Source organism: Pelotomaculum propionicicum, assembly GCF_048984525.1.
GTDB lineage: Bacteria > Bacillota > Desulfotomaculia > Desulfotomaculales > Pelotomaculaceae > Syntrophopropionicum > Syntrophopropionicum propionicicum_A.
Genome location: NZ_JBMGJC010000025.1, coordinates 1 through 9,747 on the forward strand (window position 1 = coordinate 1; position 9,747 = coordinate 9,747).

At 49.0% G+C, this 9,747-nt stretch carries 10 protein-coding genes; 1 reads left to right on the forward strand and 9 read right to left on the reverse strand.

What is annotated here, in order from left to right; all coding sequences use genetic code 11:
* Positions 1–654: 654 nt before the first annotated feature.
* From lysS to ACOBQJ_RS16810, 4 genes are all read right to left on the reverse strand, one after another.
* Positions 655–2,100: a lysine--tRNA ligase gene (gene lysS / locus ACOBQJ_RS16795; RefSeq protein WP_421072943.1), complete on the reverse strand. Its 1,446-nt coding sequence runs from the start codon at positions 2,098–2,100 to the stop codon at positions 655–657.
* A gap of 99 nt (positions 2,101–2,199) precedes the next feature.
* Positions 2,200–2,676: a transcription elongation factor GreA gene (greA, locus tag ACOBQJ_RS16800; RefSeq protein ID WP_421072935.1), complete on the reverse strand. Its 477-nt coding sequence runs from the start codon at positions 2,674–2,676 to the stop codon at positions 2,200–2,202.
* A 274-nt stretch (positions 2,677–2,950) separates the two neighbouring features.
* Complete coding sequence (locus tag ACOBQJ_RS16805; protein WP_421072936.1) at positions 2,951–4,042, reverse strand: shikimate dehydrogenase; 1,092 nt, start codon at positions 4,040–4,042, stop codon at positions 2,951–2,953.
* Positions 4,043–4,053: 11 nt separating this feature from the next.
* Entirely contained in the window at positions 4,054–4,578 is a 525-nt protein-coding gene (locus ACOBQJ_RS16810) for a transcriptional regulator (protein ID WP_421072937.1), read from the reverse strand.
* A gap of 325 nt (positions 4,579–4,903) precedes the next feature.
* On the opposite strand from ACOBQJ_RS16810, the gene ACOBQJ_RS16815 reads away from it, so the two are divergent.
* Positions 4,904–5,308 carry a response regulator gene (locus tag ACOBQJ_RS16815; protein WP_421072938.1) on the forward strand — a complete coding sequence of 135 codons (405 nt, stop codon included), beginning with the start codon at positions 4,904–4,906 and terminating at the stop codon, positions 5,306–5,308.
* A gap of 159 nt (positions 5,309–5,467) precedes the next feature.
* On the opposite strand, the gene dusB is transcribed toward ACOBQJ_RS16815, so the two are convergent.
* The 5 genes from dusB to ACOBQJ_RS16840 all read right to left on the reverse strand — a co-directional run bounded on the left by dusB (position 5,468) and on the right by ACOBQJ_RS16840 (position 9,550).
* Positions 5,468–6,439 carry a tRNA dihydrouridine synthase DusB gene (gene dusB, locus ACOBQJ_RS16820; protein ID WP_421072939.1) on the reverse strand — a complete coding sequence of 324 codons (972 nt, stop codon included), beginning with the start codon at positions 6,437–6,439 and terminating at the stop codon, positions 5,468–5,470.
* Positions 6,436–7,206: a type III pantothenate kinase gene (locus tag ACOBQJ_RS16825; RefSeq protein ID WP_421072944.1), complete on the reverse strand. Its 771-nt coding sequence runs from the start codon at positions 7,204–7,206 to the stop codon at positions 6,436–6,438. Before ACOBQJ_RS16825 ends, dusB begins: the two co-directional genes overlap by 4 nt.
* A gap of 123 nt (positions 7,207–7,329) precedes the next feature.
* Entirely contained in the window at positions 7,330–7,599 is a 270-nt protein-coding gene (locus ACOBQJ_RS16830) for a late competence development ComFB family protein (RefSeq protein ID WP_421072940.1), read from the reverse strand.
* Positions 7,600–7,719: 120 nt separating this feature from the next.
* Positions 7,720–8,271, reverse strand: coding sequence for a biotin transporter BioY (locus tag ACOBQJ_RS16835; protein ID WP_421072941.1), 552 nt, complete (start codon positions 8,269–8,271; stop codon positions 7,720–7,722).
* Positions 8,272–8,563: 292 nt separating this feature from the next.
* Positions 8,564–9,550 carry a biotin--[acetyl-CoA-carboxylase] ligase gene (locus ACOBQJ_RS16840; protein WP_421072942.1) on the reverse strand — a complete coding sequence of 329 codons (987 nt, stop codon included), beginning with the start codon at positions 9,548–9,550 and terminating at the stop codon, positions 8,564–8,566.
* Between the last annotated feature and the right edge of the window lie 197 nt (positions 9,551–9,747).

Genomic DNA, 9,747 nt, shown 5'->3' on the forward strand with positions numbered 1-9,747 from the left:
CGTGTGATTCAGGGCATTCCTCTTTAGTCTTTTGGACTTTCAAGGCCTGTCATCCATCCTCACGTCTCACGTCTCATTTCTCACGTCTCGTTTTTACATCCATCCACTGTTTAGTTTTCAAAGACCTGGAGATACATCAGGCTGACATCTTTCGCGGCAGCCTCGGGTACTTATGTTACCACAAAGACATACCATTGTCAAGCCAGTATATTCCTTTAAAACTTGTTTCCGGTAAACCCCGTCCCCGAGGGCGGAAGTTCATCTTAACACTTTGGGTCCAGCTTGTCAACCAAGCTTTCACTGGTAATTAAAGTCACATTTTTCGGTTCCAAACTTTAATTCCTTTTTGCCGCGGGCCGTCCCGCGACCGGAATACCATCTTAACATTTTGAGTCCAGCTTGTCAACCAAGCTTTCACTGGTAATTAAAGTCACATTTTTCGGTTCCAAACTTTAATTCCTTTTGCCGCGGGCCGTCCCGCGACCGGAATACTATCTTAACATTTCGGGTACTGCCTGTCAACAAGGCATTTGCAGGTAATATATGGATGTATTCAGATCCCAATCCCTTTCCTTAAAACAGTTAAGCCAGGCGGTCGGAACCAGCCTGGCTTCATGTGACATTTTGTTAATACTAAAACTAATTATATGAGGTTTAATCACGCGGCCTCATCAGCGGGAACAGAATAACATCGCGAATAGAGTACGTATTGGTCAGCAGCATTACCAGCCTGTCGATCCCGATCCCGAGCCCGCCGGCTGGAGGCATACCGTACTCAAGGGCGTTTACATAGTCCTCGTCCATCATATGGGCCTCTTCATCCCCGGCTTTCCTCTTTTCAACCTGCTTTAAAAAACGAGACCTCTGGTCAATCGGGTCGTTTAATTCAGAAAACGCGTTGGCAATCTCCCGCCCGTAAATGAACAGCTCAAAGCGGTAGGTTAAATCCGGATTCTCTGTTTTGCGCTTGGCCAGAGGCGATATCTCCACAGGGTAGTCCATAATAAAGGTCGGTTGGATCAGCCGGGGCTCAACTTTTTCCTCGAAGACCTTGTTCAGAATATCCCCCCATGTATCTGCCGGATCCAGCTCAATATCTAATTCAGCCTGCTTAACCGCGCCGCGGGCCTCCTCAGCGGTTTTAATCACGCTGAAATCAAGGCCTGAATGGACCTTTACCGCCTCAAGCATCGGGAGCCTTGTCCACCTCGGAGACAGGTCGATTTCCGTGCCCTGGTAATTAATTACGGCCGAACCGAGCACTTCTTTTGCCACTGTCGAAATCAGTTCCTCGGTCAGGTCCATCATATCGTTATAATCGGCATAGGCCTGGTAAAGTTCCATCATAGTAAACTCTGGGTTGTGTTTGGTGGAAATGCCCTCGTTGCGGAAGTTGCGGTTGATCTCGTAGACCTTGTCAAACCCGCCTACCAGGAGCCTCTTAAGGTAAAGCTCCGGCGCGATCCTCATAAACAACTTGATGTTAAGGGCATTGTGGTGGGTAACAAAAGGTTTGGCCGTGGCGCCGCCGGGAATAACCTGCATCATTGGGGTCTCAACCTCAAGAAAGCCCCTGGAGTCAAGAAAATTACGGAAAGCCCTGACAATTTTACTTCTCGCGACAAATACCTCTTTGACCTCGGGATTTACTATTAAATCCACATACCTCTGCCTGTACCGCAGTTCCACGTCTTTAAGCCCGTGCCATTTCTCAGGCAGCGGCCGCAGAGACTTGGAAAGCAGGTTAAGGTTTGCAGCCGCAACGGTAATCTCACCCATGCGGGTTTTAAATACACTGCCCTGGACGCCAATTATGTCGCCTATATCAAGTTTGCCGAAAAAATCGTACAGTTCGGGTCCGACATCGTTGGATCTTATGTAAATCTGGATTTGGCCGGTGGAGTCCTGGATATGGGCAAAGGACGCCTTGCCCATACCCCTCTTTGACATAATCCTGCCGGCCATAGTCACAGGCTTGTTTTCCATTTCATCATAATTATCTAAAACAAAACGCGCTAAATGGGTCCGTTCAAAACGTCCCCCATACGGCTCAATTCCCTTACCCCTCATGTCGTTGAGCTTTTCACGGCGGACCTGCATCAATTCGTTTAAATCTTCTTCTTTAATGCCGCCTGTGACATCGCCGGTCAGTTCTGCTTCTCTGTTTTTATGCCCCAAAACAAACCCTCCAAAATTCTCTTACCTCAATATGTCCAATATCTGATACTTTAATTGTCCGGCCGGGACGTTCACTTCAACCACGCTGCCCTTGGACTGGCCAAGGATAGCTTTGCCGACCGGGGAGACGTTCGATATCTTATTGGCGTCGGGATCAGCTTCCACCGATCCTACAATAGTATATTTTACTTCCTCGCCGCACTCCAGGTCCTTGAGCAAAACCGTTGAACCGATGGATACAAGCTTGGTGTCAAGGTTCTCGTCATCTATGATTTTTGCATTACGCAACATTTTTTCCAGAGTTAAAATACGCCCTTCAATGAAAGCCTGTTCATTTTTGGCGTCTTCATATTCCGAATTCTCGCTGATATCGCCAAATTCTATGGCCTGTTTAATCCGCTCAGCGACCTCTCTTCTCTTAACCGACTTAAGATGGCCCAGCTCATCTTCCAGTTTCTTAAGACCTTCAACTGTCAGTATTACATCCTTTTCATTCATATACAGTCTCCTTATCTCTGGAATAACGTTACAAACAATATATGTGTTAACCCACTTAATATTCGGCTGCAGCGCAAAAAGACCCTTAACTACACTTAAAGCACTGCAAAAATCCCGCTTTGCAGTGCTTATATAGCGCATTGTCAATTATGCCGCCACGCCAGTTTTTTTGGCTGTCAACCCGCCAAAGTCAAGTCCTTCTTTTCCTAAACATTATAAAAAGATGATCCCCCTTTGTCAAGGCCATCTTACCGGTTGATTTTATCCGGCGCGGCTATTCCGCCAGGGCGGGGATCAGGCGCGAACTCCCGGCGCGCAGCTTAATCCCTTGTATTTCCTTGTCTGTGACAGCTTTTCCAAAACTTCGAAAACCACCCAATTTAAAGCCATGTTTTTTTGCCAGGGCGGAAATTTCCTCAACCTGCTCAATAGTCAGCTTCCGGCCGAGAGTAAAGCTCTCATAGCGTTTCTCCAGGGCCAAAATCATTGTTTCAGCCATACAGGCATAGGCGGTTCCCGGCGGGAAGCCAAAATTAAGGTTAAACTCAACATCTCCGGGGACTTCGACTACGCCTCCTTCAATAACCAGCACATCATTCCGCACCTCGGCGACCTGTTTTGATACATCCCTCGGGCGGGCGACGTCACATATTACGGCGCCGGTCTTAATGTCCCCGGGCTCAATCACCGTGTCGACCGCACTGGTAACGGTAATAACCACATCGCCGCCGCGCAGCGCTTTTTTGCTGTCCGAGGTTATTTTTACAGCAAGGCCGGTATCGTAAAGAATTTTGGCTGCCAGGTCTTCAAGCTTGCGCTCATTGCGCGCAACCAGCGTCATATTCTGCGCTTCCCCGGCTAAAATCATGGCGCACACACGGCCTATTGAGCCTGTCGCCCCCATTATCACCACCGATGATTTTTTAAGGTCGTGACCCATCTCGCGGGCCGCCGCCTTTGTTGCCTCAACAGCTGTCGCCACAGTATAGCTGTTTCCGGTAGTCACGGGAATATTCAAATTTTTTGCCACTGTGACGCCGGCATCGCCGACCACCTTGAGAAATGCTCCCAGGCCGAATATTTTGGCGCCGAGTTTTTCCGCGACACGGCCCCCCTGGATAATCTTTTTCAGCACATAATCCTGGGGCATGCTCATAATAAGCCGGGTGGTGAGCGGGCAGGCGATAAACCATCCTTCGGCCTCCGCATGTGCCGAGCGAACCCCCGTGATATGTGACACCTTCATGGAAGGGAGCATGGCAAAAGCCCTTTCTATCGCCCCCTGCGGCACATATCTGGCAAATTTAAACTTTTTGGCGACATCACCCGCGTGCATCGGGTGGATCATAAAGGCAAAGTTTTGCATGGGTAATCCCCCTATTCTTTAACCGCTCTGACCAGTTTGATCAGTTCATCAATATTAACAAATTTATCTTCCTGTATGGGTGACTCGCCAATTTCAAAGCCTACAACTTCCTTGTCGAGTACAGCCTCAAATATCTTTATGCGCTTGTTGGAGCCGATCAATATGACCTGGTCAAAGGAGTGGACCTTGGCGATCTGTTCCATAATAGAGTCAAAAAGGTCAACCCCGTTCTTTTGCTTTATATATTGCCAGCGTTCTTCCTCAGACATGATAAAAACCAGGTCTACTCCCTCACGTTCCAGTGCAGCCTCAACTTCTTTTTTGTTCAGGATCGGGAAACCGACAACAGCAAGGCTGCGCCCTTTCCTGACCTCCCCCAGGTTTTCCAGGCGGCAGACCAGAGTCCGGTCGACTCCCAACCGCTGGGCGACCTCTGTCTGGGACAAGCCTTTCATCCTGAGGTTGAGTATTCTATTTATGGCCTGGTCAATTTTACGCCGGCTGACTATTTTATCTCCCAGGCGGATTAATTCCATAGTATCTCCTCCAAGGAAGCAAAAGAACCGTCCCCGTGCTTCCCTTGTTTCCCCAGTATGTGCACAGAATTGTGTACAGAAAGATTTTATCAAATAAATAGAGCCATTTACAAGTGGCCGCAGGCATTTATAAATATATTTCTTTATCTCCTGTTCCTGAACGGAACCGGCAAATTCTCTATAGAAAAGCTTCATTACTCCAGGAATGGCAAAATATACAAAAAAAATTTAATTCCATGCCATGGATCGACATGTTTCACACCGACCTGGTGATAAAATATAATCTGTGCGGTGAAATTAATTGTATAATTTTGGAGGTTACAGCATGGCGCGTGTGCTTGTTATTGAGGATGAACCCGGTATTGCTATGGTGTTGAGAATTGCCCTGGGTGATGAAGGGCATGAGGTTACTACGGCTTCTGACGGAATGGCCGGGCTGAAAATGCTCAGCCGGGCGCCTCACCCGGAAGTGGTGTTCGTGGACCTGAACATGCCCGGTTTAAGCGGGCGGACTGTGGTTGAAATAATGCACGGTACACCAGTCCTTAAAGATATTCCTGTAATTATATTATCCGGGTACATACCCGATACGCCTTGTTTTCCACCCAAGGGGACATATAACGCTTTAATAGCCAAGCCTTTCGACCTGAGTGATGTGATAGAAATAACCAACTATCTGGCTGCCAAAGGCAGACATTCAAACTTATTTAATTCTGCGGCCGCAGGCTAACTTCTAATACAAAACGTCCCGTTAAGGGCGCCAGGGTGTCGACAAATTAATAATGCAGAGTCCATGGTGTTGAAACCGGCTGCTCCATTGCGGCAGCGTCAAAACAAAGTTTCAATGCCATGGAGACTTTGTCTGCAGCCTGACGCCCTGTTAAGAGTGCTAACCAGCATGATCACTCTCGCATAATTGTCTTAACACATTTTTAATCTCCTCTTCAGATTTGGCCCTGTTCACCTGTTCCCTCAGCCGGGCCGCTCCGCGCAGGCTTTTCATATACCAGGCGGCGTGTTTGCGCATCTCCCGCACAGCCACGTTTTCCCCCTTGTTTGCAAGCAGCAGATCAAAATGCCTTAGAGCCATGGCGGCTCTTTCCCCTGGGGCAGGCCCCGGCAGCAGTTCGCGCGTTTTCAGGTAATGCACGGTCTGCTTAAAAATCCAGGGGTTGCCGAGGGACGCCCTGCCAATCATAATTGCGTCACACCCGGTCTGCTCCAGCATGAGCAGGGCGTCGGCGGGTGTCCATATATCCCCGTTGCCAACTACCGGTATATTAACGGCCCGCTTTACCGAGGCAATTATCCCCCAGTCGGCCTTTCCCGTATAAAACTGGGAGCGGGTACGGCCGTGCACCGTTACCGCCGCCGCCCCGGCGTTTTCCAGCAGGCAGGCCAGTTCCGCCGCGTTAACGGAAGAATCGTCCCATCCCTTTCGCATCTTGACCGTGACCGGGACTTTTACCCGCCCTGCAATCGCCCTGATTATACCGGCGGCTTTTTCCGGGTCCTTCATCAGGGCCGCTCCCTCACCGTTCTTAACGATTTTAGGGGTTGGGCAGCCCATGTTGACATCAATGATCGAGGCGCCCCGGCTTTCCACGATTTCCGCGGCCGCGGCCATATACCCCGTATCAGAACCGAACACCTGCATGCTCACCGGGCCGTCTTCGCCTGAAATATCAAGCAGGCTGCATGTTTTAGGGTTTCCATATAAAAGAGCCTGGTCGCTGACCATTTCGGTACAGACCAGGCTACAACCAGCCTCTCTTGCTAAAATCCTGAAGGACTTATCCGTGATGCCGGCCATAGGCGCGGATATCACAGGGTTCTCCAATACAACGCCGCCTATTTTCACCGCTGCACATTCCTCTCGTATATAAGCCTGAGTCCATTCAGGGTGAGATATGGATCCACCACTTCGATAAATGAGCTTTCCTGGGAAATTAAATTCGCCAGGCCGCCGGTAGCAATAACTTTAGTATTTTCACCCAGTTCTTTTTTCATTCTCCTGGCGATCTCATCAACCTGGCCGACAAAACCGTAAAAAATACCTGAATGCATGGCATTGATCGTATTTTTCCCTATTATTGACGCCGGCTTCGTCAGTTCCACCCTGGGCAGTTTGGCCGCCCGTTCAAAAAGGGCCTCTGTCGAGATGCTGATGCCCGGGGCTATAGCCCCGCCCAAATATTCAGCCCTGGCGTTTATGGCGCAAAAAGTCGTCGCGGTCCCAAAATCAACGATAATAAGTGGACTGCCGTATTTATCAATAGCGGCAACCGCGTTAACTATACGGTCGGCGCCGACTTCCCTGGGATTCTCATATTTTATGGAAAGGCCTGTTTTGATTCCAGGGCCGACGATAAGCGGATTGAGCTTGAAATACCTTTGACATACCCTTTCCAGGGTAAAAGTCAGCGGCGGGACTACCGTGGAAATGACCACGGCCTTGATCAGGCTCATATCATTACCCGAAAAAGAAAAAAGCTCTTTCAGCGTTATCCCGTATTCGTCCGCGGTCCGGTGCCGGTTTGTGGAAAGCCTCCAGTTTGCCACCAGCTCGCGGCCGTTAAAAACACCTAAAACAATATTGGTATTGCCAACATCAAAAACCAGGATCACAGACATCCCCGCTTTCCCGTACACTTTTACCCATTCTATCAAAGTGATCAGCAATCACGCAACATGGATACTCAAAGCAAAAACCCGTTAAATACAAACAATTATTCGCTGTATATTATCTCTTTAGGAGTGGTGGGGGTGCTTGCTTACAACCTTGAGGGCTTCCGTCAGGGCCCTGATGATATCCACTTTAAACTGCTGTTTTAAAGCGCCGGTCCTTTTAACCACTTCCCCTTCAGTTGTTACCACGTAATTCGTGGGGAGGTTATTTAGGGCCACCGCGGCAAGGTCTAACCTGCACCTGGGACAGCTGCAGATATCCTTGTTGGCCCTGAGTATTTCATCGATTGTATCGCTTACCAGGATTTCCATCACGTTAATCAGCCGGAACATATTACCGCCAACCCCCTTTGCAAGAATTGCTGAGACATTATTCTCCATGAAAAAGCTATTTTCCTTTTAAAATACTAAAATCTTCGGGGATGGCTGTTGTTATACGTACCGGCTAAACTTTTAGTTCAGCCTGCGGTAAAGCGCTCTGGCCATTACAGCGGCAGCCGCCGCCTTAACCAGGTCAAGCGCAATAAAAGGGATAAAGCCGATATACAAAACTTTTACCGCTGAAACAGCCTGGCCCAGGTAATAGTTTAAAATCACGTAAAGATAAGCCAGGCCGAAAAGGTAATAAACAGCTATACCGGTAACCATCGAAAAGAAATAGACGGCCATGCCGCCCTGCTCCCTGTTTCTCAGCAGCCGGCCTATAACATAAGCGCCCGTCACAAAACCGGGAAGAAAGCCGAAGGTGGGCTGCAGCACGTAGGCCGGCCCGCCAAAGGGCGGCGAAGCAAATACCGGCACGCCTACCAGTCCAAGCAGGATATAAACAACAATGCTCATGGCCCCGAGGCGGGCGCCCAGCACACCCCCGGCCAGCATCACCACAAATGGCATCAGGCTGAAGGGGACAATGCTTCCAGCATAGCGTACCAGCATCGCGGCCACCACCGCCAGGGCGGCAAAAACGGCTGTCATGGTGATATCGCGGGCTGAAAATTTGGACATTTCATCAACTCCTAAAAAATATTAATAATTTTCACAGGATTAACAAGATTAATAAGATTAACAGGATTAAAAACAAAAACCAGCAGCTACTCAACACTAAACATAATAATTCTTTGAATTATGTTAACCTTCTCACTCTAATTGGTTAACAAATAGATTAAAAAAATTTGTTAATAACAACCTCTAGGTTAATGAACCTGACAAGTCGCAGTGCAATTTAATTCGCTCCATTTGACCGGGCAAATCCTAGACGCCTGGGCAGACAAGTTTGAATCTATTTCTGTTAATCTGTTTATTCGGACAGGCGGAGAGAAACCTCGCCTGAGATCGCTCTCTTAAGTTCTCCGCCGGGCAGGCGCACGAGGAGCGCTCCGTCGCTGTCAATATCTTCCGCCCACCCGTCCCAGGATTTATTGGGGGTACTGATCCGCACCGGGCAGTTCAGGGAAACGGACATCTCTTTCCACCTGGCCAGCACCGGCGCGAAACCCTGTTCCAGTGAAATATCATACCATTTTTCAAACTCTTTGAGAAAAGCCTGCAGCAGCTTCACCCGTGAAATGACGCGCCCGGCATGAGCCTTGAGTGAAGTGGCGTTTAACCTTACCACCTCGGGAAAATCATTCTCCTCCTGGTTCACATTAACGCCAACGCCCACCACCATGTAGTTAATCCTTTCCATTTCCGCGCTCAATTCCACCAGGATACCGCAGATTTTTTTGCCGTCAACCAGCAAGTCGTTCGGCCACTTAATGCCTGCCGCCACTCCGGTCTCATTCCTGACGGCTTCCGCCATCGCCACGGCAGTCATCAGGGTAAGCACGTTGGCTTCAGATGGAATTAAAGGGGGGTAGAGTATAAAGGTAAAAAAAATCCCTTTATATTTTGCCGATGACCAATGGCGGCCTAGCCTCCCTTTACCGCCGCTCTGCTCCTCCGCCACCACCATGGTGCCGTCCGCCGCTCCCTGGGCCGCTAGCTCCTTGGCCAAATTGTTTGTTGAGGGGACACTGTCACAATAAAGAATATTCCTGCCTAAAAACCGGGTTGAAAGCCCTTGCCCGATTTCTTCCGGAAAAAGTTTGTCGGGCACGCCCGTTAACAAATAGCCGGCCCGGGACCGGGCCTCGATTCCATAACCGTTTTCGCGCAGAGCCTGGATGTGCTTCCAAACCGCTGTCCTGGTAACATTGAGCAGCCTGCAGATCTCCTCCCCGGAAACATATTCCGGGCTTCTTTCCCTGAGCAGTCGTAATATAGTATCTTTCAATAAGTCCACCTCAGATTAATTTTAATCAATATACGGTTTATCGTCAACCATCTATATTTTTAAAGTTAACCAATAGAAAAATCAGCACCACCCCAAAATGGGGTGGTTTGAACCAGCCCTATAAGGGCTTATTACAAGCCAGCGCCTAAAAGACGCTGGCTTAAACTTCGTTCAAGCCATGTGCACTGATTACTTGGCAGAACCCT

Bases quoted from the DNA above. Each gene is read 5' to 3' on its own strand.
- ACOBQJ_RS16805 (WP_421072936.1), bottom strand. From the start codon at position 4,042: ATGCAAAACTTTGCCTTTATGATCCACCCGATGCACGCGGGTGATGTC.
- greA (WP_421072935.1), bottom strand. From the start codon at position 2,676: ATGAATGAAAAGGATGTAATACTGACAGTTGAAGGTCTTAAGAAACTG.
- lysS (WP_421072943.1), bottom strand. From the start codon at position 2,100: ATGCAGGTCCGCCGTGAAAAGCTCAACGACATGAGGGGTAAGGGAATT.
- ACOBQJ_RS16810 (WP_421072937.1), bottom strand. From the start codon at position 4,578: ATGGAATTAATCCGCCTGGGAGATAAAATAGTCAGCCGGCGTAAAATT.
- ACOBQJ_RS16835 (WP_421072941.1), bottom strand. From the start codon at position 8,271: ATGTCCAAATTTTCAGCCCGCGATATCACCATGACAGCCGTTTTTGCC.
- ACOBQJ_RS16815 (WP_421072938.1), top strand. From the start codon at position 4,904: ATGGCGCGTGTGCTTGTTATTGAGGATGAACCCGGTATTGCTATGGTG.
- ACOBQJ_RS16830 (WP_421072940.1), bottom strand. From the start codon at position 7,599: ATGTTCCGGCTGATTAACGTGATGGAAATCCTGGTAAGCGATACAATC.